Here is a 25504-nt window from a genome sequence, read left to right as displayed (position 1 = left end):
TTTAATATTTCTAATTCCTAAAACTCACTATAAATCTCATTTAATATATCAATTAACGTATCTTTATCAAGACCTATATAATGTGCTTCTATAATTATTTTCTTCATATGTTCTTTAATTTCTTTCATTTTATCTTCGTCCATAACAGGTTTAAAATTTTCTGATACAAATGTCCCTTTTCCCCTTATAACCTGGATTGTCTTCATTCGTTCAAGCTCCATGTATGCTTTACTTATAGTATTAGGATTGACCGTTATAACTGCTGCGAGTTCCCGTACAGAAGGCAGTTTATCTCCTGGTTTTAATATTCCTTTTATTATGTTCTCCTTTACCTTCTCAATAATCTGTTCATAAATAGGTTTACTGCTTCTGCTATCAATATTTATCATAGCATCACCTTCTTTCAGTCCATTAATTTTTTTACTACTTGCATAATGTGCACTATGTGTACTACGTCGTGTAGTACACATATAATATAATGCTTTTTATTTATATTGTCAAGTTATGGTTTAAGATTTAATATTAGGAAATATATTTCCAATATATATTGACATTTTATTAAATAATGTTATTATAATACATAGATTAACTATGTATAGTACATCTATGTATAAGGAGGTTTAAAATGCCAATAAATAAAGAACTTTTAAAAGGAAGTACTGTAATTCTTATTTTAAAACTAATAAATAAAAAACCAATGTATGGGTATGAAATGATAAGAGAAATGGAGGAAAAATCAAAAGGGGTATTTGCATTAAAGGAAGGGACTCTTTATCCAATTCTCCATACATTAGAAGCAAAAGGATTGGTGGAGTCATATTGGGATGAAGGCTGTTCAAAACGTAAGAGAAAATACTATAGGATATTGGAAGCTGGTAAATTATCTTTAAAAGAAAAAGAAGAAGAATGGTCTACCTTCAGATCAGCTGTTGATAATATGTTATTGGAGGCAGTGATATGGGCATAAAAAACAATTCTAAAATTAATGAATATATAGACAATATATGTTTTTATGTGAAATTTAAGGGAGCTCATAAAGAAATAAAAGATGAATTATTATCACACATAGAAGATATCGTAGATGAAAATAATGAAAGAGGATTATCAGAGGTGGAATGCTAATAAGTATATTTAAGAGAAGACATAATAAACTTCTCTTAATTTAAATTTTATAAATATTTAGATCCTATCTATTCCGTTAGTTTAATCTCATACATATTAAGCATTTTCTCAACTTGCATTTGTTGTTTTAATACCCACTCAATCACATTTATGAACTTGTTACCATTTGTAGCTTCTATATATTCTAAATAACTTTGACTAATTTTCTCTAAAAAATCTTTACTTACTCTATCATAAAAAACAAACTCTACATTTAGTCTTTTTAGTTCACGCACTATAAATTTTAATTTACTTTCTAAAGTCTCTCCATAACCTAATGAACAATCTAAATTTTCTCTATACCTTGATGATGCAAATAATGATAATCCATTATCATACAATCTATAAAGTTGTAAAATTCCATTTGATTTATAAAAAGAAAAATTAGTATAATTTCTATCCATTTGCCTTGTAATGACATCAAATATCCCCATTTTTAACACATCAAGTTTGGTTTTTCTAGGTGATGGAATTTTTAGAAATATCTTATAAAAATCTTCAAAACTCCCTTGATCTAACCCAATTAAAGAATTTGCTGGAATTAAGTCTTTAGTTTCATCTATTACTGAGAAACATAACCCATTTGGCAATACTCCTGCTGGCGAACATTCAATACCTAACCGCTTTGATATTTCGTAAACTAATTCTTCTGATATATTATCATATGAATTATTTTGTAATCTTTCTTTAACCACACATAAATTTCCTTTAATTCTTGCTAAGTCCTTATTACATGCTCCATCAATATTTAATTTTGTCTTTGTAGCATTTAAATTTATTAAATCAAAAGAATGGTTTATCACCTTACCATCATCTATGATTATCGATGCCCAAGGTGAGCATTCCTCATAACTTTCATCTTCATAAAATGCTAACCATAGTTTGTCTTTAACGTTTATTCCTCTAGTTGCTACAAAAACCTTAAAATATAAATCTTCTTCATCTTCTTTTAAGGCAAGTGATGTTAGAAACGAATTAAATCCAACTTGACTCACAGGCCTTATTCTATTCATAATCCATTTATTAAGCTCAACAGAACTCATTATATTTTTATTTATTTTATCAAAAAACAAATCTAAATTTATAATTTCCATTGTTTTATTATCTATATCAATTTCAGCAACTGTTTTATCATAATATTTTAGGAAATAGTAATTACTCATAACATATATCACTCCTTTTACAATCATTGTATTTATTTCATATATTATATTTTGTAAAATAAATCAACTTAGTTACGCTTCAGATTTAAAATACAACTGTTGAACCTGCCTTACAATTTTATCTGTTTGGTTTGTAATTTGAGAAATAGAAAATCCTATAAATAATGGAGATGTAATAAATCTAGGTATAACTTTACAAATTATTTTACCCTTCCAATCATAAAAGAAAAGATTGAAACTACTACATTTCACATAAAAATCATTTAATATATAACGAACAATTTTTTGTATATTATCAGCCATTATATCTAATTTATTAATATTATTTATTATAATATTAAATTCAGTAAAATCTACCTTGGGTTTGGTTGAAATATTAAGTACACATCCATCCAACTCGTTAATTACTATTCCCTCAAAATACTCATCCCTTAAAGATTCTTTATAATCTATAGTTTTTAATCCTACAATCTGCATATGTGCATGATTAATAGTCCCACCTGAATAAGGACCATGATTTTTATAAAAAATTACAGATTTAAAATCACCACTTTTATCCATATCAATCCAATGACGAACTCCGAATTTTAACAAGTTTCTCATATATTCTTTATCATACATTGCAATATCAACATCGCAACTACTTGTTTCTATTAAAACTGTCATAAGTGTATTTTCTAATGTAGGAAATTTGTTTTTAACTAAAATAAATGGTCCTTCTTCATCTATAATACCTGTTAATCCCTCTCTGTTACAAAATGGACATGGAGTCTTCTTGTTTTTAATGCTGTTTGGTTTATCTTTACTTATATTTGCTAAAAACTTTAAATATCTGTTAGAACTCATTTTATTCACCTGCTCCAATGTATATTTTTCAATCAAATTTAAAGTTAAATATCATTTTCAGTTTTATTCTTATCTGGCTTGTTTTTAAATCCACCCATTTTTGAGCTTACTTTGGATACTAGTCCTGGCACCATTTGAATGAGATTTTCAAGATTACCTTTGTCTTTTATAGAAAGCATTGTTACATTTCCATCTTTTATAACTAAAATAGCAGTTGGAGTTATCTTAGCTCCTGCACCAAGTCCTCCCCCATTACCTTCGCCATCCTTAATAGTATTCCCTGTTCCGCTACCTGTTCCGCACCCAAATGAAACTGTAATAAGTGGTATTAGTGTTGTTTCTCCAACAATTATTGCCTCACCAACTACTGTTTCTGTCTTTAAGAATCTTTCAAGGTTTGTAAATAATGCATCAGCATTTTCTGTCATATTCATTGTAATTTATTCCTCCTTATATTTTAAATTTAATTGTTTATTTATTTATTACGTAATCATTATTAACTTTACACTTAACAATACACATAAACCATTAATAAGTTTCAGGATTTTTATATTTTTTTAAATATTTTTTCTCTACTATTTTTCTTGAGTATAAATTTTAGTGTTTTTATTATAGCTGATAGCAAAGAAATCTTGCCATGAATATCACACTCGATTTCAATTATTTCATCATCAAATACTGGTTGCAAATTAATATTACTTTTAGGAATAAGACTTGATATTAGAGGTATAATCCCACAAATCATACCCGTAAGTGATGGATCCTCAAATCCGTAAAAACCATTTATTTTGACTATTTTTGGCTTTACGATGTTTATTATATCTTTAAAATAATTTATTAAATCATTTATAAATACCTTCTCGATATAATCCCTTATATTAAAATTACTCCGTTTCTTTTTCTTACTCTTCTTATTACTCTTTTCGTTTTCATCTTTTTCGATTTTTATATCAGGGCTTTTTATTTCTTTTCTAATAACACCTAGTCCCATAAATTTTAACATAAATACTTCTTTAGTGTCTTCATGTTTCACCATTATCTTTATAATTTTTTTAAAAAATAATAAGGTTATATCTACGTTAATTGTTTCATCAATTTTTGAGCTTATATAATACTCCAAAGGAATTATTAAAAACAATAAGATAACACCAAATATAAATATTAATAAATATAGGAGTATCTTTAATATTAAGAACAAAATAAACAAACTAATACCTCCTTTCACTCCCAACATAGAAATTAAAACATCTTTTTATAATATACACATAATTATTGAATAAAATTTCAATTTAATAATATTATACTACAAATAAAAAGCTAATGATGCTTCCGAAAGTTACCCTTCGTAGGACATCATTAGCTTTTACGTTTAAGCTCCTAGTGATACATTATCTTTCTTTTTATCATCTTCAGCTTCATTTTTAACAATAGTATTTACGAGCTTCTCTCCATATGGGAGGCATAATTGTATGCACGGACCTGTAAGCAATGCAGATATTATTGTACCAATACCAAATACTCCACCGAGTATAAATCCTATTATTAAAAAGCTAATATCTAATGCCATACGTATCCAACGATACTGAAAATTAGTTTTATCTTTTATAATAAACGGAATAATATCATTTGGCGCAACTCCTATATTACTTGCTGAAAGTATAGAAAATCCAATTGCAATTAGGACACATCCAAATACAATTAAAAGCATTTTTGTACCAATATTCAAAGATGATATTGGGAAAAACGAAACAGCCTTTACCCCAAGGTCTATAATGGGACCAACTCCAACAACGCATATAATCGTTCCTATCTTTATACGTTTTCTGTCAACCAAAAGTATTATGCAAAATAATACAAATAATATAATCATATTAGCATTTCCAGGTGTTTTATTTAATAAAAACGCTAGTCCTTGAGTGAATAAAGTAAAGGGATCAGACCCAATATTAGTCTTTAAAAACAAGGCTACTCCAAACTGTATTATGCTCATTCCTACAAAAAACAGAATTACTCGTTTAAATAAATTTATTTTCTTAGTCATATTTTCATCCTTTTCTTTAGTTTTATAGTTGCTCTTTATAAGGTTTTCATAATCTCTATTATAAACTGACAAAAGAGCAACTTTAATTATACTATGACACGAATTTTTATACAAGTATATATTATTTCATTATTGTTTCTTACCTTAGTATTAATAACAAATAAACATGAATCCTTAAATATAGACCTCATGTTTATTCCATTAATTACTTTTTTTTAGATGAAAATTACTTTCTATTGTTGTTTGAATTCTGACCAAATTGAATCGTACACCTTAGATGCACTACCAGCATCCTGTAAATGTTTAGCTTTACTAAATTCAGCTTTAGGTATATAGATGGCTTTGTTATTAAGCACCGCTTGTGGCATGAATTTTTTGGCTGCTGTATTAACATTGATATATTCTATACTAGTTGTAATATCACTGCTTGCTTTGCCCTCTAATACAAAGTTTATAAATTTCTGCGCATTTTCCTTATGTGGTGCATTAACAGGCATTATTAAATTATCCTCTTCAAATTGCATCCCCTCTTTTGGGTAAACAATTTTCAACTTTTTATTACCTTTAAGTGCTGCCGATACCTGCGATCCCCACATAACTCCAATATTTGTATCTCCATTGATGAGGCTTGTCATTGGTGTATCTGCATCAAATACTTTAACATTTGGTCTAAGTTTTGCAAGTTCTGCTTTCGCTTCGGCAAGTTTTGCTGGATCTGTCTCATTGATGCTATAACCAAGCTTTGTTAATGCCATACCAATAACCGATCTTGGGTCTTCGAGTAAAACCTCGGAACCTTTCAATGAAGGATCCCATAAATCACTTATTCCTTTAATATCTATCTTAATTTTATCTGGATTATAAACTATCATTTCACTTCCAAGTGAATAAGGCACTGAATACTTATTCGTCTTATCATAATATTGACCTAAATAAGCTTTATCTATATTTTTATAATTAGGAATAGCAGCTTTATCTATAGGTTGTAATAATACGTTTTTCTGTTTAGCCATGATCTGTACCATATAATCCGCACAAATTATTACATCATATGTTCCACCTTTGGCTGCCTGTAATTTTGAAAGCATCGCTTCATTAGTAGAAAAGTTACTATAATTAACCTTAATTCCTGTCTTATTTTGAAAATCTTTAACAACATTAGCTGGGACATAATTTGCCCAGGTGTAAATGTTAACTACTTTTTCAGTATTAGTCTTTGATGCATTTGATTTTCCGCACCCTACAAATGTTGAGCCTATAACTGAAACTGCAAGTAAAATTATTAAAGCTTTAAATCTTTTTTTTAACATATAAATCCCCCCTAATTTTTATCAAGTAAAATCTATTCTAAATGTATTCTATTTTTCCTTTTTTAGTTTTATGACCTGTGACAATATTAAAAAGGCAAAAGTTATCACTAGCATTATTGTACACAATGCGTTTATTTCAGGTGAAAGCCCAAATTTTAGCATTGAGAATATTTTAATTGGAAGTGTAGTACTTGCTGGTCCACTCAAAAAAATATTTATGATTATATCATCCAGTGACAGTGCAAAAGCTAGCATAGCTCCTGAAAGCACTGCTGGAAAAATCATTGGAAATGTAATTGTTCTAAACACCGTAAGTTTTGATGCGCCCAAATCCATCGCTGCTTCTTCAATTGACAAATCAAACCCAGCAAGTCTTGATTTAACATTTATAAATACAAACGGTGTACAAAAAGTTGTATGTGCCAACACTAATGTAAGTATTCCAAAATCAATTTGAAGAGTTGAGAACAAAATTAGAAGTGATACTCCCATAATTATCTCTGGAATTACTATTGGAATATAAACTAGTAAACTTATTACCGATTTACCTTTGAAATTATGCCTCTTTAGTCCAATTGCTCCAAGTGTTCCAATTATTGCTGAAATTATTGTACTTAAAGTTGCAATAGTTAAACTATTTACAAGTGCTGTAATTACATCCTCATCACTAAATAATTTAGTGTACCAATCAAGAGTAAAACCACTAAAAACTACGTTTGATTTAGCATGATTAAAAGAGTACATAATAATTATTGCTATTGGAACATACAAAAACGCAAATATACAAACCATGTATGTTCGTTCCAGACCTTTTGATAATTTTGAATCCATTAGAACACCTCCGTGTCTAACTTTTTATCAATAATTTTTACGTAAACCAAAATTAAAATTAAGGATATAAAAATCATTACTATTGATAGTGCTGCTCCGAAAGGCCAATCATTTGATTCCATGAATTGATTTTCAATTAGATTTCCAATAAGCATAACATTACTGCCACCCATTAGATCTGGTATGAAAAAGAGTCCTACAGAGGGTACAAATACTAAAATACAACCAGCAACTATTCCTGGCATAGTTAGAGGCACCGTAACGGTTCTAAATGTCTTCCACTTACTTGCCCCAAGATCTTTAGCTGCTTCAATATAAGCTTTATCCATTTTATCTATAGAATTATAAAGTGGAAGTACCATAAATGGAAACATTGTATATATCATTCCAATCATTACTGCTCCATAAGAATATAACATCTTTAATGGTTCTTTTATAATTCCAGTTATAAGTAATGCATGATTTAATATCCCCTCGGTACTTAGAATTACAATCCACCCATAAGTACGTATTAATGAATTAGTTAAAAATGGTGCCATTATTAAAAGCATTATTAAAATTTTATATTTCTTTATTTTAGTAGCAAAATATGCAAACGGATATCCAAAACCCAATGTAAATATTGTTGTAGTAAAAGCCACGAGTATTGAATCCCAAAACACCTTAACATATAGAGGCCTAGCCATTCTTGTATAATTTGAAATTGTTGCCACATAGACTATACTACCATCATCACCCCTTTGCATAAAACTAATAAATACAATATACAAAAGGGGGATAGCAACGAAGAATAACATCCAAAATGATATTGGAACTATCGTCAAAACCTTTGAAATATTTTCTTTCATGTTTTTCATTTTCTCACCTAACCTTCTTCAACTATAACTACGTCTTCTGGTTCAAAGTACATCCAAACATCGTTACCTATACCTATTAAGTCTTTTTTCTTATCATAATCACAAACTATAATTTCCTGTCCGCTTTCAATTTCCATAGTAGTTTTAATAATCGATCCAATATAACTATGTTCTTTTATTGTTGCTTTAATTCCAAACGTCGGTTTTACCCTAGTATATTTTGTGTTTTCCGGTCTGATTAAAATATAGCTTTCTTTGTTTTTAGAATTATCATAATTTTTATAATTCAAGTTCATCTCATATTCACCAATTTGGACTGATATTTTTTCTTCATCAATTTTTTTTATTTTTGTCTTAATTAGATTAGACTCTCCAATAAACCCTGCTACAAATTTTGTCTTAGGCCTTTCATATATGTCTTCCGGACTTCCTATCTGCTCTATAATTCCGTCGTTCATTACGGCTATTCGATCGGACATATTAAGTGCTTCCTCTTGATCATGAGTAACATATACAAAGGTGATTTGTAATTTTTTTTGTAGTCTTTTAAGCTCAACTTGCATTTGCTTTCTAAGTTTTAGATCAAGTGCACCTAACGGCTCGTCCAAGAGTAATATTCTAGGTTTATTTATTAATGCCCTTCCTATTGCGACTCTTTGCTTTTGACCACCACTTAATCCATCTATTTTTCTTTTCGCGTACCCTTCGAGTTGCACTAAACTAAGCATTGCAATAACTCTCTTTTTTATTTCCACCTTATTAACCTTTCTAATTTTTAACCCATATGCTATATTATCAAACACATTCATATGTGGAAACAATGCATAATTTTGAAATACTGTATTTACATTTCTCTCATTTGGCTGCTTATTTTCAACATGTATACCTTCAAGTAGAACACTACCACTTGTTGGCTTTTCAAACCCTGCTATTATTCTAAGAGTTGTTGTTTTACCACAGCCACTTGGCCCTAGTAATGTTAAAAACTCACCTTTATTTACCGCGAGCGATATATTCTTGATTACTTCCTTATTTTCAAACTCCTTTATTATATTATCTATTTCTAATATAATTTCTGACAATTTTAAAAAACTCCTCTCATTTATCTAATACTAAAAAAATATTCTTAAAAAATTTCTATTCTAATTATACCATAATGTTCATTATTATAATGATATATCCTAATTATACAATGCGATTGCCTCCCTTTGTTTACATTATTTTTCTTATTTGTCAATCACCTTTTCTTTATTAACCATCCATATACCTATACATACTAATCCAAGCGCAACTATATTTTTATATTCAAATATATTTTCATTTAAAAATATTGCTGAGAGTATTGATCCGAAAATGGGTATTAAAAAATTAAAAATAGATACTGGACCTACCTTATTATATTTTAGAAGTAGATTCCACAATGAGAATGCAGCTGATGACAATAAAGCAAGATAAATTAATAAAAGTGAAGAATGCATTGTAAAATGATAAACTCTACCACCTAAAATAATGCCAATTACTGTTAACATTAATCCTCCTATAAAAAGACTATAACCTGTTACTACCATTACATCCATGCTTTTAGTAAGTTTTTTAGCATATATAGCACCTACTGCAAAAACAAATGCCGCAATCATTAAAAATCCTTCGCCATTAAACCTAAAAGAAAAATCTAATAGATCTAAGCTAAAATTCACAATCATAACCCCTATAAATCCTATAATACATCCCATTATTTTCTGCGTATTCAATTTATCATTTACATATATATAATGAGCTAAAATAACACTAAAAAATGTACTAGTAGAATTCATTATAGATCCTTTAACCCCTGTGGTATTGGAAACTCCAATATAAAAAAATATATACTGAACCGTAGTTTGCATTACCCCCAAATAACTTAAATCCAGAGCATCTTTTCTAGAAATATTAAATATTTTCTTTCCAGAGCTTTGAGCGATAACAAGTAAAACTAGCCCTGCTATAATAAATCTATAACCTGCAAAAACAAGCTTTGAAGGTATGTCACCTGCAGAAATATTAAACATTATATATCCATTTTTAATCGCTGGAAATGCACTTCCCCATAAAAAGCAACAAAATGTTGCAATAATAGCTACAACTTTTTTATTTGTAAAAATGTTTTCGTCTTTCAAAATAATCAAAATCCTTTCTTATCTATTTATTTAACAACATTTTGGAAGCTTCAAGTCTGCCATCTTCTATAAGTGGCAGTTGTCTAGCCTAGAAAAATTGCTTTGGTGGCAGTCTAAATCTGCTTCCAAAGTTGTTAATATTTCAGCTCCGCAGGAGATGATTTAACACTAATCATTATACATTTATACTCCATTCAATACCAATGTCAATTCTCATTATCTTATTTAATAATAACTTTAACAAAATGACCCTATTAATAATATTATATAGTATGTTGCTTTATATATATTAAAATCTAGAATAAGAAATAAAGGAGGAGATTATATGCGAATAACTAATACCAATGACTCAAGTTTTTCTAAACTTGCGTATTTACATTCCAATTATAGGGACATAGCCTATCCTGCTTTAAAAGACATGTTTGAAAGCTGCATATCAAGCCGTGAATTAAGTGACGAGCATGATGAAATTTTGGACGTTACTGCTTCACTTTTAATAAAGACTCACAATGATAAAACAATTTTACCTACTATAGTAGATACTATTTTTTCTAGAAACAGAAAAGGTCTATTTAATCATGACCTAATATGGGCTTTTTTTCAAGCAAGAGATCCACACAGTTTAATGTTAATTGCAAATTACTTAGATTCAGAGGACATAGCTGATGTTAAATTAGCTGGAAAGCTTCTAGACTTTGTGCCTTCCATTGATATTACGCGTGGAGAATATATCAAAGACAACTATATATCTTTCGTTTGCTATCTTAAAGAAAACTATCCCTTTTTATATTTTACAGGAGAAAGTTTTCAAAGAGAAAGTAATCCTAAGCCTTATTGCCTAGCAATCGATGCCAAATATCTATGCAAACGGGTATCAGTGAATACTGGTATTCCCTTCATACCATTAACACAAAAGGAAACCAGCTTATCTAATTATTTTAATAAATTAGATTATGACAACAAACAACTATTATCAAACTTCTCCCTTAAAATTCATTATGAAAATAAATATTTATGGAGATCATGGATTAACCAATCTATAATTAAGCAAATAAACACGGCGGAGGTTAGGTTTGGTTTTTTATAATTTAATAACAAACCCAAAGATAGTGTTAACACTATCAAGAATCTTAAGGAGGTTAGTAGATGATAATAATTTCTGGAAATGTTGTTAATGTTAATACTTTTATACAAGATTATAATCCAAATGATATTGAAAAATATATTATAGCTAAAATGGATTTAAGTAAATCCACATATGAATATGGCTCATTGACTCAATTTAAATTCGAGTTAAATCTTCGATATAGTATTGTTATTGCTGCTAAAAATATGAATAAAGGATATATGGAATTCAGAACCTTTCGTAAATCGATGTGTAATCCTAATTATTGGAGACGTACTAATGAAGGTGGTTTTATATTAAAAAAAGGAGTAACTCCTAGTGATGCTATTAAGGATATCTCTATAAATAGTGCTAAATATGGCACTGAATGTGCAACAGCAATGATTATTATTTATTATCAAGCATTACTTAATATATATGCTCCCAGTCTTTTTAATAAATTGTTTCCAACTATACAATTAATGAATTGGCATTATATAGATACCCTTCTTGAGGATGTCGGATATATAAAAAAAAGGAGTGATTATTTCCCAGGAGATAGAAGATATTTTTATAATCCAGATGTAGATCCAGTAGAACCAGAGTGGCAAGGGGAAAATGTTATAGACCTAAGTAATGGTCTTTATTTTGGACATGGCATTGGAATCGGAGATGCTGATGAAATGATTAGTGAATTAAATAAATTTAGAATAAAAGACGCAACTACATCAGCTTACTTACTAGACTCAGCTGCACGCCCAGATTTTAAAACTTTAGCTGACATAAAATAAACTGCTTCTAAAGGTAATTATTTACCTTTAGAAGCAGCCATCACTTAAAATATGTATATTAAATTCATATTAATAGAAGCTATAAGAATTACCACCTTTTTTCTTAGTAAAATACATGGCACTATCCGCATTATGAATTAACCCTTGCGTATTGTCTGACCCATCAGGATAAATAGTAATTCCTATGCTTATATGTACATTCAAATTGACATTATTCCATTTTACAGGTTTAACCACAGACTTAAGTATTCTATCTGCAATCATTAAAACATCCTCTTTGCCTTTTATAAAAGGTTGAATCACAAGAAACTCATCTCCACCAAGTCTTCCAACTATATCTGTATTTCTTACAGCTTCTTTTAGCCTTTTTGCTACTTTTTTCAAGACTTCATCCCCTTCATTGTGGCCATGCATGTCATTTATTAATTTAAATTTATCTACGTCAAAAAGTAACACTGCAAATTTAGATTTATTTATTTTTGATTGGTTTAATATTTTTTCAAATTGATACATAAAAAAACCTCTATTTGGAATCTCTGTTAAAGCATCATAATTTGCAAGGTACTTAATTTTTTCTTCAGATTCTTTCCTTTGCGTAATATCACGAATAATATGAATTCGAAACAATTCACCATTTATTTCTGTAGTTTGTGAGCTTACTTCTACAGGGAAAATTGTACCGTCCTTTTTAAGATTGAGACCTTCATACATTATTCCTTCTGAAGCTGACATCTCCATTTGTGCATTATAATTTTTCATTGTTGAAGGCTCTCTTAATTGTTGTAATTTCATATTCAAAAATTCTTCACGTGAGTAACCATATTTTTCTACCGCAGTTTTATTTGCATCAATAATGCTTCCATCTGATTTAAGATAAAAAATTATATCCTTAGCATTCTCAAACAGTATAAAGTATTTTTTCAACACTTCATTAGCTTTCACAATGTCTGTAATATCATTAAATAAAACAATAAACTGACCTTTAATTGGACTAATAATATTAGCCTTAAAATGCTTGTCTAGAGTTTTAATATATATATTATGTTGTACACTTTTACCACTTAGTGCGACTCGCCCACATGTTTCAATCCATTTTGAATCTATATCAGGGTATACTTCATTAATTGTTTTACCTCTAATATCATCTCTTCTCACTCCAAATATATCTTCAAAAAAATTATTAGCTTCTAATATTTTAAAGCTTATGGGTATCCTATCACTTCCCAAAATAATCTCATTCATCAGAAAACCCTCATCCAAAGAGTTAAACAAATTATTAAAATATGCTTCGCAATCACCACCGCATACGTAACGTTTAAACATTTCTATACACTGCTCCCTTCATCATAATTATGTCTTAAATATATTTAAAATCAACAGTTTAAATTAGAAAAGGCATAACAAAACATCGTTATACCTTATTTTCTAATTATGTATGATATTAACTACCTAGTTCTTCCACTCTGTAACATATTCCTTAAGTATCTTATGTAGTACTCTTCCTATTTCACTGTAGTACTCATCATCAAGATTTGCGAGCGATATTCTAATTGACCATTCTGGTCCATGAAATCCACCACCACTAAGTAACACTATAGAAGATTCTTGTGCTAAACGAAAAAGGATATCCACAGGTTTATATTTTTTTTGTAAATACTGTGCAAACTCATTACCATAATAGTGGCGTGCCCACTCTAACAAATCAAATTCTGTATAATATGCTGCATCCAGTGGATCTCGCCTAAGCTCTAAACCCAAACCTTTGTATAAAAGCCCTTGCCTACGGTGGCAAATATCTTTAGTAAGCTCTTTATATCTATTTTCTTTATCCAGCAATGAAAATACAGAGAAAAATGCCATTTGTATTTGTTGAGGCGTTGATAAACCAGCCGTATGGTTTAGTGCTACTTGCCTACTATCTGCTACTATTCTATCAATAAAGGGAATTTGTTCAGGATTAGTTGATAATGTAGAATAACGTCTCATTGCCCTTTCTTTTTTGTCTTCAGGTAATTCTCTTAATAATTTATCAAATACATTGTCTTCATAAAGAGCAATAGTACCAAGGCGCCATCCTGTTACTCCGAAATATTTAGAAAAAGAATATACACCTATTGAATTATATGGCATATCAGCTACTAATGAACGGAAATTATCAACAAAAGTACCGTAAACGTCATCTGAAATAATCATTAAATTAGGATTATCTTTTTTAACTATGCTTTTTATAAGTTGAATTGTTTCAGGTTTCATTGCTACAGATGGCGGATTGCTAGGATTTACTATAAACAAAGCTTTTATAGATGGATCCCTAAGTTTTTCAATTTGATCATTAGGGTATTGCCAGGTATGCGCTCCATTAGAAGTCATCTCAGAAGCTAAAAGCTCCACAACATCAAAATTATAACGTGGTAAATGTGGAATCTCAAGATAAGGAGTAAATATAGGTGCCATTAAAGCAACTTTATCACCAATAGATAGTATATTATTAGCTATTAAGCTATCAAATATATAACACATTCCAGCCGTTGCACCTTCTACAGCAAATAGCTTGAATTTTCCAGCTGGTGGAGCCTTATAGCACAACTCTTGAACTAGGTAATCATGAACAACTTTCTCTACATGCTTAAGCATTCTATCAGGTTGTGGATAGTTATCTCCAATAATCCCATCTGCAAGTTCATGTACCCAATCATCCGAATTAAACCCTTTGGATATTATTCCATAATCAATAATTTTTTTGAGAAGCTCAGATCCTGGATAACTAGAATTTTTCTTAATAAAATCTTGAAATCTATCTGCAATTCCAGATTTTTCTGGCATCCCAGCAAGGTCGTCATTATTCCACACTCTACGTGTTTCTAAAACTGAAAAAAGACCAAAGGTAAAAAAAGCTTCTCGAGGAGTTGCTGCTGTCCAATTAGGATTACCTCTACCTGCATCTAGTAACGTATGTGTACCTTTTTCTTTTGAATCTTCTGCAAGGTTAATTAATTTATTTTTAAGTTCAAACGGACTTACCTTGCCATAGATATGTTCTATTTCTTTACGTTTAACATCGATTTCATCCATATTTTTCCTCCTAATGTAACAATAAAATAGTATTTTAAATTAATACTATTTTATTCTAGTATTTGTTATACTATTTTTTCCTTTGCTTTTTTTTAGTAGCCTTTACCTGCTTTTTTTTATTTTTACTTTTGCCTTTATTTAACTTACTAACACCTAACATAAATTGAGATTTAGGACTGTTATCTTTTTTAGCAAAACAATCCCAGCATCCTAGTTCTGCTATAGTATCATTAAAAAACGAATAACCTTCAGCCTTCAAATTCGCGAATTTTGTTATATCATGGATTTTAATAGCGCCCTCTACTTCCTCAAGTGATATACAATCCTCATCAACTAATTCGGACCCATAAGCTTTTTTTATATGTTCATATAATTCACTAGGACCTGCATCACACGAATCGTATATAAGCTCATTCCAAACTTGTGAAAATTCACGTTCAAGTTTTCCTTCAAATAAAGTCTTATAATATTCAATAACATCCTCTTGAGATATAATTTCTTCACCGAGTAGCGCAATAAAAGATTTAATAGCAGCACATCTAACATATTCATTAATGCTACTATCTTCCACTATTTTTTTTAATGGCTCTGTATCGCTACCACAAACAGATGCTAAAATTCTATGTAAATCCTCAGTAAGGTACTCACGATAAATATCATTTGATATTTCATTTGGTATGCTAATCAAATCTATAATTGGTTTAAGACTCCTCTTTTCTTTAAACTGTGCTAACAAAAATATTGCATATATATGTGCAAAATAATCAGGTTTTTCTAGTATTTCTTCATAATTTTCTTTAGCATTTTTTAATATTTCAAGTAAGTCAGGTATAAACTCATCCCTACGATTTATTATCTCTTTTAATTGTGCCTCTGGAAACTCACCATTATTATACTCAATTTCTTTAAGTAATTCTTTCATAAAATAAAACTCCTTCATCATTTAATTTGTTCACTATATTATATCTTATTTTCGACTAAAATTTTTAATAATATATACAAAGATGTTACCTTGTTTACACCTTATAAAAATTGTAGTATATTATATACTAACTACAACAATTTTTAATTATTAAAAATTTATACGAAGGGGTGATAACCATGGAAGATTTTACAACACAAAACTATACTCACCTTGAGGATACTAACTTTACTATATCCGACCTAGAAGCATCATATTACGGCGGCAGTCAATATTGGTTCCCCAAAAAGCTTAATCAGCTTAGTGGTTGTGGTCCAGTTGCTGCTGCTAATATAACTGCATATCTAGCTAAAACATCCCCAGATAAATACGGTAATCTATACCCTTACACGGGTATTATTAATAAAAACGATTTTATCCTGCATATGATTGAAATCAGGAAATACGTAAAGCCAGGAATCTTTGGGCTTACTTCTGTTCAGCAATTTTCAGATAATGTTTTAGCTTTTGCTAAAAAAAGAGATGTTTCTTTAACCCCTCATATTTTAGATTACAGTGCTAATAGTATTGATAAAGCTGTGAACTTTATTTTAGATGCATTATCTCAAAGACTTCCAGTAGCCCTCTTAGTTCTTAAACATCCAATAAAGGAATTTAAAGAATATACTTGGCATTGGATGACTATAACAGGTCTAGAACTAAGCTTAAAAGACAATATATATTACATCTCAGTATCCACCTATGGTGAGCATCGAAAAATAAACTTAGATACGCTTTGGAATCAAAGACGTACAAAAGATATAATTAGACTTGCATATTTCAACTAAGAGTTAAATTTAATAATCTCATAAGACTTATAACTTAAAATAAGTCCTATGAGATTATTTTTGTGCTATAAATTATTATTATCTATTTTCATGTAATATCTATTTATCGTTAATCTTACTTTTAGAAAATGTTTTTGTTAAATATGATATAAAGAATCCAAAAATTATAAATGCTACTGGTCCACCATAATTCTTTAGTATTGGGACTATTGCTTCTGAGAAATTCTTAGCTCCTGCAATATTTCCCCATCCAGCTCCAAAGAATGCAAGTATACCTAATATAAAAACAACAATTGAAGCTACCATGACAGCTGCCTTTGATTTTAACATTACAAAGGGAGGTACATTACCTTTAAGTCTAAATACTAAATATGCAGCTGCAAGAACAATATAAGGTATTGCAAGGCATAGACCTGATAATGTAGTTAATGTGTTAAAAAGAGTATCTATAGAATTTAATCCTATAAGTGGTACTATTATTAATACACATAGAATGATGCATTGAATCCAAAGTGCATTAACTAATGTTCCATCTTCACGTTTTTTTGTTAAAAATTCAGGAAATGTTCCAATGGGAACCTCTGAGAACATAGCTCTAATTGGAGATTCAAGCCATACTACAAAGGCTGCTATAGATGATACAGTTAAAATAAAAGCATATATTCGAACAAATATTTTACCATTTAATCCCCAGTTTTCTGCTAATATTTTATAAACAACATAACCGGCATCCTTGACTCCTGCTTCATTTATTAATTCAGGTGATGCAACTAAACATATTGCAAGTGATCCAAGTATGTATGCTCCAGCTATAAATGCAGTTGCTATAAGAACAGCCTTTGGAAAAACTTTTTTAGGATTTTCCACATCCTTAATATAAGTTCCTGCCACCTCAGCCCCTGCAACAGCAAGAATTAACCATGAAAATGTTGAAAAATAGTCAGCATCAAATTTTGGTATAACTGTGCCTGCTGTGAAAGATGTAGCAGATGCTTGTTTTCCAAGCAATACTCCAACAATTGCAAAGAATATAAATATAACTGTAACTGCTAAAGTTAATTTTCCACCTAAATCACTGATTTTCGAAAATCTTTTAACTCCAGTTGTAGCTATGTATGTTAGTGCTATTGCCAGGCCAAAGCCTAACCAAGGCAGTAAATATGCATTAGCATCGTTGAATCTATTTTCTCCAAAAAGAGTCCAAGATATCATTACTGGTATTCTTGCAAAAACCATTTGCAAATAAAATAAATTAGCAACAAAGTAAGACCAAGTACCAATAAATGCCCATTTGGGTCCAATTGAGCATTCTATCCAAGTGTATAAACCTCCCTCTTTGTCTTTATTAGCAGAAGAAAGTTCTGCTATCATTATTGATAACGGTAAAAAGAATAATAATGCAACTATAAGCCATGACGGAATAGCAGCGGGTCCAAGTGTCACTGCATTTGAAGCAATGTTTCCAAACCCGAATGTTGGAACAAAAATTAACATTACCAACGTCCATAAACCAAGTTTTTTTGTATCTTTCATAATTTCACTCCTTAATTTTTGCATCACCCTATATTATTCTACAAAATAAGTTAAATTCCTCTAATTAAATACACAAAATAAGAACAGGTGAATTCTAAGAATTAGCCTGTTCTTATTATAATTTATAAGAAATTTATAATCTTATATGTTCCATCACTATTATCTTCCACCTTATCTTTTTCACTTCTACCTTTACTCGTATTTTCTAATGAATCATTTTCAGAACGCTTTTTAATAAGTTGATCTTTTATACTATGACTTTCTGCTATATTATTTAGAAACTCTATTGCATTATCCTTTTGGATTTTATCACTGTCTTCACTATTATATACATTGATGTTATGTGGCATATAAATTCCTCCTCATTTTTTAAAATCAATAGTATTATTTTGGCCTTTTTTCTTTCTGTAATACTATGAAATATTTGGATTTTATCTTAAAAAAATAATAAAGGCAATAAATTATTAATAATAATTTATTGCCTTTATACTAATTGTTTGATTTTTCCATAAGTGAAATTAATTTCTCCATACTGGGTATAATATAATCAGGCTCATACTTTCGTATGACATCTATTGGCAGTGCACTCCACCCAACAATTGCTGAGATAATCCCTGCATTTTTTGCACATAAGATATCAAACTGAGTATCTCCCACAAGCATAGTCTCCTCTGGTTTTCCATCCATTATCTTTAAAGCCATAAATGCTGGTGTAGGATCTGGTTTATGAAGCTCAGTATCATCAGCAGCTATAATCACATCGAAATAATCCATAAGTCCGAAAAGTTTTAGACCCTTAATCGCAGAATATCTAAAACGCGAGGTTACAATTCCAAGCTTATAGCCTAAACTATGAAGCTCCTTCACCCCTTCTTTGACTCCCTCATTAATACTAATCAACTTATCAAAGTTTATATTTTGAAAATCTCGATAGGTTTTAATTGCCACCTCACTTTTATCACCAAATTCTTTATCCATTGTATCATTTAAAATTTCTCCAAAATGCTTAATAATATCTTCACTATCCACCAGTCTATTTAAGTGTTTTTTATAAGTATATTTAAATGATTGTATAATTAGTTCATTTGTATCAAGTAATGTTCCATCCATATCAAACAAAATATTCTTAACTGCCATGAAAACTTCCCCCCTCATCTTCAACAGAGTGCGAACTCACAAAATAGAATTCACACTCTGTGAAGTTATTATAATACTTTCAATTTTACCAAAAAAATGCTTGTTTTCAAAGTAAAATAATGGTAGGAAGTTAATTGATTATTTTATAGTTTATAAATTTTTAGAAATTTTCTCTTCAGGTAACTCGCCATCTATTCCTAAATAATAGTGACGAATTGGCTTTAAATTATCATCTAATTCGTATACAAGTGGTACTCCGGTAGGTATATTCAAACTTACAATATTATCACTTGATATATTATCAAGATATTTTACTAAAGCCCTTAAAGTATTTCCATGTGCAGAAATTATTATCTTATTACCTGCTTCTATTTGAGGTAATATCTCTTGAAACCATTCTACCATAACCCTCTTTATAGTATCCTCTAGACTTTCTGTTGTAGGGATTTCATCTTCTCTTAATTCTTTATATTTAGGCTCTGATCCAGGATACCGCTCATCAGTAATTGAAAGTTCTGGTGGCCTTACATCTACGTATCTTCTCCATTTATGGACTTGTTCATCTCCATATTTTTGCGCGGTCTCCGCCTTGTTTAAACCTTGAAGTGCTCCATAATGTCTTTCATTTAACTTCCATGACTTATATACAGGAATCCACATTAAATCCATCTCATGCAAAGTAATCCAAAGTGTTCTAATTGCCCTTTTTAATACAGAAGTATATGCTATATCAAAAATATACCCATTCGCCTTAAGTATTTGGCCCGCCTTTCTGGCTTCAATTAGTCCATTCTCTGATAAATCCACATCTGTCCAACCAGTAAACCTGTTTTCTTTATTCCAAACGCTTTCACCATGTCTTATTAATACAAGTTTAATCAATATAATCACTCCCTACTTAATTAAATCTTTCTATTTTCACCCTATGATAAAATCCATCCTACTGCCTCTTTTTATTTTAAATATAACATAATATATTATGCTTATTATAACACCACTTGCTTATGACTTTATATGCAAAATATAATATAGTAAAAAAAATAAGCCAAAAGTTTTGACATTAAATAAATGCCATACTCTTAGCTCATATATTTTTACATTTAAATTATTAACCCTTAACACTACCTACTGTAAGCCCACCAACAAGATATTTAGACAAACAAATAAATAATATCATTACAGGGACAGCTGTAATTAAAGCACCGGCAGAATATATACCCCATGCAGTATTGAATTGTCCTTGCATACTTACAAGCCCAACAGGTAGCATTAATTTTCCCGCATCATTTATGATTACACTTGCTACTATATACTCAGACCAAGCTCCCATAAATGAAAATAATGCAGTTAATGCAACAGAAGGTTTTGCAAGTGGTAATATTATCTGATAAAATGATCTAAATATTGAAGCACCATCTACATAAGCACTCTCCTCAAGTGATTTTGGAATGGTATCATAGAATCCCTTCATCATCCAAATGTTAAATGGAATTGATGTAGATACGTAGATTACTGCCAATGCAAAATAACTATTTGTCATATTAAACTTAATTAACATTAAATATAAAGGTAACAAAGTCATAGCTAATGGAAACATCTGAGTAACTAATAACAAAGATAATCCCATCTGTTTACCTTTAAATTTAAATCTAGAAAAAGCATATCCGGCAGTAACTGAAAGCATTACACTAAAAATACAAGCAACACCTGATACAATCAAACTATGAATAAGCCAATTTAACATATCATATTGTATAAATGCTTGCTTGAAGTTATCAAATGTTGCATTCGCTGGAATTATACTTAAAGATTTGGTATATAATGCATCTGACGGTCTTAAAGATACTGTTAATATAGTTAAGATTGGATAAATGGAGCATATGCATGCAATTATTAAAATTGCATATATTAATGTTATTTTTAATGGAGAATCTCCTCGACTAAATTTTTCTTTAAATTTATTACTTTTCATGCCTTTCACCTCTAATCTTCTGATTTTTGAGCTTTAATAAAGAAAGTACTAAACGCTAACAAAATCAAGAATATAATTACCGAAAGCGCTGCTGATTGGCCATACCTAAAGTATTGAAACGCTCTCTTAAATACCATAGTTATTAAAATTTGAGACTCATCTGAAGCTGAACCACTAGTAATTATGTATATTACATTAACCATATTAAATGTCCATACTGTTCCAAGTACTATAGCAGGAGTGAGTATTGGTTTTAAAAGTGGTAAAGTTATACTTTTGAATTTTTGAAAACCCGTTGCTCCATCAAGATCCGCAGCTTCATATAATTCTTCTGGAATACTTGAAAGTCCACCAAGTGATATCATCATCATAAAAGGAATTCCAAGCCATATATTAGTTATTATACAACCTACAAATGTCCAACTTGGTACAGATAACCATGGGATGGCTGCCGCATTACCAAAAATATGTGTTAATATAATATTAACAGAACCGTATTCAACATTATACATACCTTTCCATGTCATAGCAGCAACATATTGTGGTATTGCCCAAGGTAAAATGAGTAAAACTCTTATAAATGCTTTACCTGGTAATTTTCTATTTAAAAGTACGGCGAAAAACAATCCAAAGGTAACATGGAAAAATAAATTAATAAACGTCCATAATATTGTTCTTATTAATGTAGAATAAAATAGACTATCAGAAAGTATATTTTTGTAATTATCAAGTCCAATCCAAGGATAAATCTGACTTTTCAAGTTTAGTAAAGTTACATTTTTAAATGAAATTATAATTTCATATATAAGTGGATAAGCAACAACAGCTAATAAAACTATAACAGCTGGTGCTAAAAAAAAGAAAGGTGTCATCTTACCCTGGCCTATTCCTAAACTAACATTACCTTTTTTCTTTTTTGTTTTTTTAACAGTTTGCATCATTTTGAACTCTCCTTTCTTTAAAATAAAAGAGGATTTCTCCCCTTTTATAAAGATATTTTATAATCCTAAAGCTTTAATTCCTTCAATAGCTTTTTTCTGCATAATTGCTCCTGCATCCTCAGGTTTTGTTTTTCCTGATAATACATCTTGCTGAACTGGTTTAATAGCATCCCAAATAGCTCTCATTTGTGTAATATTTGGCATTGGTGTTGCTTTAGACAATTGATCCTTTTGACCTACTATTAATGGGTTTCCAGTAATCTTAGCATCTTTCATAGCCTCTAGATTAGTTGGATATTGTTGATGTGCATCAACCATTTTAAGTTGTGCATCCTTTGAGTTCACAAACATAAGGAATTTTTTAACTGCAGCTAGTTTATTTGCATCCTTTACTCCTGCAGATACTGTATATCCTTTAACAGCAGAATAAGGTGCTGGTGATTTACCATTTATTGTTGGAATTGCCATTATACCTAAATCAATTCCTGCTTTCTTATAATCTGCAAAACCCCATGGTCCGTTAATTATAAATGCTGCTTTTCCACCTTTAAATAAGTTATCAGCAACTGTTGCATCAGATTCTTTAGCAATTAGACCTTCACTGTGTATTTTCTTCATGAAAGTCATCCACTGAGTAACTGCTGGTGTGTTTAATGTTGGTTTAGGTGAAGTCGCATTAACATCATCAAATACCTTACCACCAAAAGCCCCTAAGAATCCAATTGAGAAAAATGGTTCAACTTCATTAAATACTAAGCCGTAATCAACTTTACCTTCTTTTTTAAGTTTTAGTCCCATTGCTTCTAATTCCTCAAAAGTTTTAGGTGCAGTGGTAACTAGTTTTTTATTGTAAGAAATTAAAACTTCATTACCATTTCTATCTGGAATCATATATTGTTTTCCTGTAAACTTACCAGCTTCTAATGTTTTTTCATCCAAAGTTTTCATGAAATCTTCTCCAACAATAGTATCAATAGGTTGTACTAAACTACCTGGAACAAATACTCCAAGGTTATCATTTGGTGATAATACAACATCCGGTCCTGTTGTACCTAGTGATGCTGTTGAGAAATTCTTTCTTAAATCTTCAGTCTCATAATGTGTTCTTTTAACTGTTATAGTAGGGTTTGCAACGTGAAAATCAGCAATTAATTTATCAAGTGTCTTTTGCGCCGTCGGATCATCCTGTTCCCAAAAAGCTAAACTTACTGGCTTACTTGAATCTACTGATGATGTTGTTTTCGTAGGCGCCTTTGTACCACACCCTGCAAGCGTTCCTACTACCAATGTTGATATCATTGCAATAGCTAAAATTGATTTAATCTTTTTCATTTCTTTACCCCCCTAAATAATTTGAGAAATTTTAAAATCTATTAATGTTAATCTTGAAAACGTTTATAATTCTTATGCAACCGTTTGCCTAAATTTAGTTTACTATTAATTTCTTTATATGTCAAACTGAATTTCAAAAATTATAATTTTATTTTTTAAACTAACTTTACCTTGTTTAACTGTAACCATTGTACCATCCATAATATTAATATATTCACCATCAACTACGTCTAATTTTATCTCTCCCTGCTCAAGGCCAACATTAAATATTCCAATAAGTTTTTTATTTTTCATAAAATAGGATACCCAAATAACATCTTTATCATCAAGGGTGCAAATTTCATAAAAACCCTTTGCCATAATTTCTTTCTTCTTTATAGCCCCAAGCGTTTTTATTAACTCTACAAAGTCTTCATTTAATCCATTCCAATTAATCTTATCAATGTCAAAGAGGCTTGGTGTGGTAACATTTTGTGCCTCCTGGCCTGCATATAAGAGTGTACATCCCTTTTGGAAATACGAAAAGCCTGTCCAGATTTTTAATGCACAATCATCATGTATAAGGCTACTAGCCCTAGGCTGATCATGATTTTCTAAAAACCTTAGCTTAACATAATTATCTGGATATATTGATTCTTGAATCGATACTCTATCTATATATTGCTTTAGTGAATTTTGTCCACTAAAATATCCCAAGTATTCTTTATTAATATCATAATCATAAGTTATGTCAAAAGCCTGATATATTTCACTGTCTGATAGTCCAACAAAACCATTTTCTCTCATAGTAAGTATAAAGCTTGGATGTACAGTCTCAGAGAGCCATAAGGTGTTTGAATTGATTTTTGCTACTTCCTCTCTTGCACTTAACCAAAACTCTAGTGGTACAAGTGAAGCTACATCACATCTAAACCCATCTACTCCAAGGCTTACCCAATATTTTAAAGTTTCAATTTGATAATTCCATAATTCTTTATTATTATAATCAAGATCCACCACATCAGACCAATCTCCTACCTTGTTTCCAAGGTTTCCATCTGCCTTTTTATAAAAAAAGGATTTGTGGTTTTCTACAAGAAAAGAATCTGGCGAAGTATGATTATATACTACATCTATTATAATTTGCATTCCTAGGGAATGTATCTTACTAATCACCCTCTTAAAATCCTCTAATGTACCATACTCAGGGTTTATTTCCCTATAGTTTTTTATTGCATAAGGGCATCCGAGTTCACCTTTTTTATTTTTGATTCCAATAGGATGAATAGGCATAAACCATATAATATCTGTCCCTAAAGATTTAATTCTTTCTAAATCCTCTTCAACATCTTTAAAAGTTCCATTAATTCCATGATTCCTAACGTATATAGAATACATTACCTTGTTTCTCAAAGACACTTTTGTATTACTTGCCATAACTACCTCCACCTTTTTATTATCATTTTCGATCTTTTGTGCAAACGGATGCATCTAATAATAAAACACAACCCATTTTATAACAATTGGA

At 30.1% G+C, this 25504-nt stretch carries 27 protein-coding genes; 5 read left to right on the top strand and 22 right to left on the bottom strand.

Annotated features, from left to right (window positions below):
- Window positions 1-17: 17 nt before the first annotated feature.
- Entirely contained in the window at window positions 18-389 is a 372-nt protein-coding gene (locus KPL37_RS09745; RefSeq protein WP_216148697.1) for a GntR family transcriptional regulator, read from the bottom strand.
- 236 nt (window positions 390-625) lie between these two features.
- On the opposite strand from KPL37_RS09745, the gene KPL37_RS09740 reads away from it, so the two are divergent.
- Window positions 626-967 (top strand): PadR family transcriptional regulator, encoded by a 342-nt coding sequence (locus tag KPL37_RS09740; protein WP_216148694.1) that lies wholly within the window; start codon window positions 626-628, stop codon window positions 965-967.
- A complete protein-coding gene (locus KPL37_RS09735) occupies window positions 958-1122 on the top strand; it encodes a hypothetical protein (protein WP_216148691.1) in 165 nt (54 codons plus the stop codon). Before KPL37_RS09740 ends, KPL37_RS09735 begins: the two co-directional genes overlap by 10 nt.
- A 68-nt stretch (window positions 1123-1190) precedes the next feature.
- Here the strand turns inward: KPL37_RS09735 and KPL37_RS09730 are convergent, their stop codons facing one another.
- From KPL37_RS09730 to KPL37_RS09685, 10 genes are all read right to left on the bottom strand, one after another.
- Window positions 1191-2324, bottom strand: a complete 1134-nt coding sequence (locus KPL37_RS09730; RefSeq protein ID WP_216148688.1) for a hypothetical protein — start codon at window positions 2322-2324, stop codon at window positions 1191-1193.
- 72 nt (window positions 2325-2396) lie between these two features.
- A complete protein-coding gene (locus KPL37_RS09725; protein WP_216148685.1) occupies window positions 2397-3170 on the bottom strand; it encodes a DUF4931 domain-containing protein in 774 nt (257 codons plus the stop codon).
- Between the two features lie 44 nt (window positions 3171-3214).
- Window positions 3215-3604 (bottom strand): GerW family sporulation protein, encoded by a 390-nt coding sequence (locus KPL37_RS09720; protein ID WP_216148682.1) that lies wholly within the window; start codon window positions 3602-3604, stop codon window positions 3215-3217.
- Between the two features lie 113 nt (window positions 3605-3717).
- Window positions 3718-4377: a DUF2953 domain-containing protein gene (locus KPL37_RS09715; protein WP_216148679.1), complete on the bottom strand. Its 660-nt coding sequence runs from the start codon at window positions 4375-4377 to the stop codon at window positions 3718-3720.
- A 162-nt stretch (window positions 4378-4539) separates the two neighbouring features.
- Window positions 4540-5211 (bottom strand): YczE/YyaS/YitT family protein, encoded by a 672-nt coding sequence (locus KPL37_RS09710; RefSeq protein ID WP_216148756.1) that lies wholly within the window; start codon window positions 5209-5211, stop codon window positions 4540-4542.
- A 233-nt stretch (window positions 5212-5444) separates the two neighbouring features.
- The gene (locus KPL37_RS09705; protein WP_216148676.1) at window positions 5445-6521 is read right to left on the bottom strand and encodes a polyamine ABC transporter substrate-binding protein; all 1077 of its coding nucleotides are present in this window, start codon (window positions 6519-6521) and stop codon (window positions 5445-5447) included.
- A gap of 48 nt (window positions 6522-6569) precedes the next feature.
- Window positions 6570-7352 carry an ABC transporter permease gene (locus KPL37_RS09700; protein ID WP_216148673.1) on the bottom strand — a complete coding sequence of 261 codons (783 nt, stop codon included), beginning with the start codon at window positions 7350-7352 and terminating at the stop codon, window positions 6570-6572.
- Window positions 7352-8209, bottom strand: a complete 858-nt coding sequence (locus KPL37_RS09695) for an ABC transporter permease (RefSeq protein WP_343216243.1) — start codon at window positions 8207-8209, stop codon at window positions 7352-7354. The genes KPL37_RS09700 and KPL37_RS09695 overlap by 1 nt, the downstream gene beginning before the upstream one ends.
- Window positions 8210-8217: 8 nt before the next feature.
- Window positions 8218-9291, bottom strand: a complete 1074-nt coding sequence (locus KPL37_RS09690) for an ABC transporter ATP-binding protein (protein ID WP_216148670.1) — start codon at window positions 9289-9291, stop codon at window positions 8218-8220.
- A 144-nt stretch (window positions 9292-9435) separates the two neighbouring features.
- Window positions 9436-10365 carry a DMT family transporter gene (locus KPL37_RS09685; protein ID WP_216148667.1) on the bottom strand — a complete coding sequence of 310 codons (930 nt, stop codon included), beginning with the start codon at window positions 10363-10365 and terminating at the stop codon, window positions 9436-9438.
- Window positions 10366-10690: 325 nt separating this feature from the next.
- On the opposite strand from KPL37_RS09685, the gene KPL37_RS09680 reads away from it, so the two are divergent.
- A complete protein-coding gene (locus KPL37_RS09680) occupies window positions 10691-11452 on the top strand; it encodes a hypothetical protein (protein ID WP_216148664.1) in 762 nt (253 codons plus the stop codon).
- A 59-nt stretch (window positions 11453-11511) separates the two neighbouring features.
- Window positions 11512-12261 carry a protein-glutamine gamma-glutamyltransferase gene (locus KPL37_RS09675; protein WP_216148661.1) on the top strand — a complete coding sequence of 250 codons (750 nt, stop codon included), beginning with the start codon at window positions 11512-11514 and terminating at the stop codon, window positions 12259-12261.
- A gap of 69 nt (window positions 12262-12330) precedes the next feature.
- Here the strand turns inward: KPL37_RS09675 and KPL37_RS09670 are convergent, their stop codons facing one another.
- From KPL37_RS09670 to KPL37_RS09660, 3 genes are all read right to left on the bottom strand, one after another.
- Entirely contained in the window at window positions 12331-13584 is a 1254-nt protein-coding gene (locus tag KPL37_RS09670) for a sensor domain-containing protein (RefSeq protein WP_216148658.1), read from the bottom strand.
- A 126-nt stretch (window positions 13585-13710) separates the two neighbouring features.
- Window positions 13711-15333 (bottom strand): aspartate 4-decarboxylase, encoded by a 1623-nt coding sequence (gene aspD, locus KPL37_RS09665; protein WP_216148654.1) that lies wholly within the window; start codon window positions 15331-15333, stop codon window positions 13711-13713.
- A 70-nt stretch (window positions 15334-15403) separates the two neighbouring features.
- Entirely contained in the window at window positions 15404-16255 is an 852-nt protein-coding gene (locus KPL37_RS09660; RefSeq protein WP_216148651.1) for a DUF1186 domain-containing protein, read from the bottom strand.
- Between the two features lie 179 nt (window positions 16256-16434).
- Between KPL37_RS09660 and KPL37_RS09655 the strand changes: the two genes are divergently transcribed.
- The gene (locus tag KPL37_RS09655) at window positions 16435-17082 is read left to right on the top strand and encodes a hypothetical protein (RefSeq protein ID WP_216148648.1); all 648 of its coding nucleotides are present in this window, start codon (window positions 16435-16437) and stop codon (window positions 17080-17082) included.
- 99 nt (window positions 17083-17181) lie between these two features.
- Here the strand turns inward: KPL37_RS09655 and KPL37_RS09650 are convergent, their stop codons facing one another.
- The 8 genes from KPL37_RS09650 to KPL37_RS09615 all read right to left on the bottom strand — a co-directional run bounded on the left by KPL37_RS09650 (window position 17182) and on the right by KPL37_RS09615 (window position 25413).
- Window positions 17182-18615, bottom strand: coding sequence for an amino acid permease (locus tag KPL37_RS09650; protein WP_216148645.1), 1434 nt, complete (start codon window positions 18613-18615; stop codon window positions 17182-17184).
- Window positions 18616-18737: 122 nt separating this feature from the next.
- Complete coding sequence (locus KPL37_RS09645) at window positions 18738-18965, bottom strand: hypothetical protein (protein WP_216148643.1); 228 nt, start codon at window positions 18963-18965, stop codon at window positions 18738-18740.
- A 139-nt stretch (window positions 18966-19104) separates the two neighbouring features.
- Entirely contained in the window at window positions 19105-19752 is a 648-nt protein-coding gene (gene ppaX / locus KPL37_RS09640) for a pyrophosphatase PpaX (RefSeq protein WP_216148640.1), read from the bottom strand.
- A gap of 150 nt (window positions 19753-19902) precedes the next feature.
- On the bottom strand, window positions 19903-20634 hold the full coding sequence (gene gpmA / locus KPL37_RS09635; protein WP_216148637.1) for a 2,3-diphosphoglycerate-dependent phosphoglycerate mutase: 732 nt from the start codon (window positions 20632-20634) through the stop codon (window positions 19903-19905).
- A 226-nt stretch (window positions 20635-20860) separates the two neighbouring features.
- Window positions 20861-21724 (bottom strand): sugar ABC transporter permease, encoded by an 864-nt coding sequence (locus KPL37_RS09630; RefSeq protein WP_216148634.1) that lies wholly within the window; start codon window positions 21722-21724, stop codon window positions 20861-20863.
- An 11-nt stretch (window positions 21725-21735) separates the two neighbouring features.
- Entirely contained in the window at window positions 21736-22665 is a 930-nt protein-coding gene (locus tag KPL37_RS09625) for a carbohydrate ABC transporter permease (RefSeq protein WP_216148631.1), read from the bottom strand.
- Between the two features lie 57 nt (window positions 22666-22722).
- Window positions 22723-23997 (bottom strand): sugar ABC transporter substrate-binding protein, encoded by a 1275-nt coding sequence (locus KPL37_RS09620; protein ID WP_216148628.1) that lies wholly within the window; start codon window positions 23995-23997, stop codon window positions 22723-22725.
- A gap of 114 nt (window positions 23998-24111) precedes the next feature.
- Window positions 24112-25413, bottom strand: a complete 1302-nt coding sequence (locus KPL37_RS09615; protein ID WP_216148626.1) for an alpha-amylase family glycosyl hydrolase — start codon at window positions 25411-25413, stop codon at window positions 24112-24114.
- Between the last annotated feature and the right edge of the window lie 91 nt (window positions 25414-25504).

The sequence above is a fragment of the Clostridium frigoris genome, from assembly GCF_018861865.1.
GTDB lineage: Bacteria > Bacillota > Clostridia > Clostridiales > Clostridiaceae > Clostridium_AD > Clostridium_AD frigoris.
Note: the sequence above shows the minus strand (reverse complement) of the source record. Positions and strands in the feature narration are given on the sequence as shown.

Bases quoted from the DNA above. Each gene is read 5' to 3' on its own strand.
- KPL37_RS09745 (WP_216148697.1), bottom strand. From the start codon at position 389: ATGATAAATATTGATAGCAGAAGCAGTAAACCTATTTATGAACAGATT.
- KPL37_RS09740 (WP_216148694.1), top strand. From the start codon at position 626: ATGCCAATAAATAAAGAACTTTTAAAAGGAAGTACTGTAATTCTTATT.
- KPL37_RS09735 (WP_216148691.1), top strand. From the start codon at position 958: ATGGGCATAAAAAACAATTCTAAAATTAATGAATATATAGACAATATA.
- KPL37_RS09730 (WP_216148688.1), bottom strand. From the start codon at position 2,324: ATGAGTAATTACTATTTCCTAAAATATTATGATAAAACAGTTGCTGAA.
- KPL37_RS09725 (WP_216148685.1), bottom strand. From the start codon at position 3,170: ATGAGTTCTAACAGATATTTAAAGTTTTTAGCAAATATAAGTAAAGAT.
- KPL37_RS09720 (WP_216148682.1), bottom strand. From the start codon at position 3,604: ATGAATATGACAGAAAATGCTGATGCATTATTTACAAACCTTGAAAGA.
- KPL37_RS09710 (WP_216148756.1), bottom strand. From the start codon at position 5,211: ATGACTAAGAAAATAAATTTATTTAAACGAGTAATTCTGTTTTTTGTA.
- KPL37_RS09705 (WP_216148676.1), bottom strand. From the start codon at position 6,521: ATGTTAAAAAAAAGATTTAAAGCTTTAATAATTTTACTTGCAGTTTCA.
- KPL37_RS09700 (WP_216148673.1), bottom strand. From the start codon at position 7,352: ATGGATTCAAAATTATCAAAAGGTCTGGAACGAACATACATGGTTTGT.
- KPL37_RS09695 (WP_343216243.1), bottom strand. From the start codon at position 8,209: ATGAAAAACATGAAAGAAAATATTTCAAAGGTTTTGACGATAGTTCCA.
- KPL37_RS09680 (WP_216148664.1), top strand. From the start codon at position 10,691: ATGCGAATAACTAATACCAATGACTCAAGTTTTTCTAAACTTGCGTAT.
- KPL37_RS09675 (WP_216148661.1), top strand. From the start codon at position 11,512: ATGATAATAATTTCTGGAAATGTTGTTAATGTTAATACTTTTATACAA.
- KPL37_RS09670 (WP_216148658.1), bottom strand. From the start codon at position 13,584: ATGTTTAAACGTTACGTATGCGGTGGTGATTGCGAAGCATATTTTAAT.
- aspD (WP_216148654.1), bottom strand. From the start codon at position 15,333: ATGGATGAAATCGATGTTAAACGTAAAGAAATAGAACATATCTATGGC.
- KPL37_RS09660 (WP_216148651.1), bottom strand. From the start codon at position 16,255: ATGAAAGAATTACTTAAAGAAATTGAGTATAATAATGGTGAGTTTCCA.
- KPL37_RS09655 (WP_216148648.1), top strand. From the start codon at position 16,435: ATGGAAGATTTTACAACACAAAACTATACTCACCTTGAGGATACTAAC.
- KPL37_RS09650 (WP_216148645.1), bottom strand. From the start codon at position 18,615: ATGAAAGATACAAAAAAACTTGGTTTATGGACGTTGGTAATGTTAATT.
- KPL37_RS09645 (WP_216148643.1), bottom strand. From the start codon at position 18,965: ATGCCACATAACATCAATGTATATAATAGTGAAGACAGTGATAAAATC.
- ppaX (WP_216148640.1), bottom strand. From the start codon at position 19,752: ATGGCAGTTAAGAATATTTTGTTTGATATGGATGGAACATTACTTGAT.
- KPL37_RS09630 (WP_216148634.1), bottom strand. From the start codon at position 21,724: ATGAAAAGTAATAAATTTAAAGAAAAATTTAGTCGAGGAGATTCTCCA.
- KPL37_RS09625 (WP_216148631.1), bottom strand. From the start codon at position 22,665: ATGATGCAAACTGTTAAAAAAACAAAAAAGAAAAAAGGTAATGTTAGT.
- KPL37_RS09620 (WP_216148628.1), bottom strand. From the start codon at position 23,997: ATGAAAAAGATTAAATCAATTTTAGCTATTGCAATGATATCAACATTG.
- KPL37_RS09615 (WP_216148626.1), bottom strand. From the start codon at position 25,413: ATGGCAAGTAATACAAAAGTGTCTTTGAGAAACAAGGTAATGTATTCT.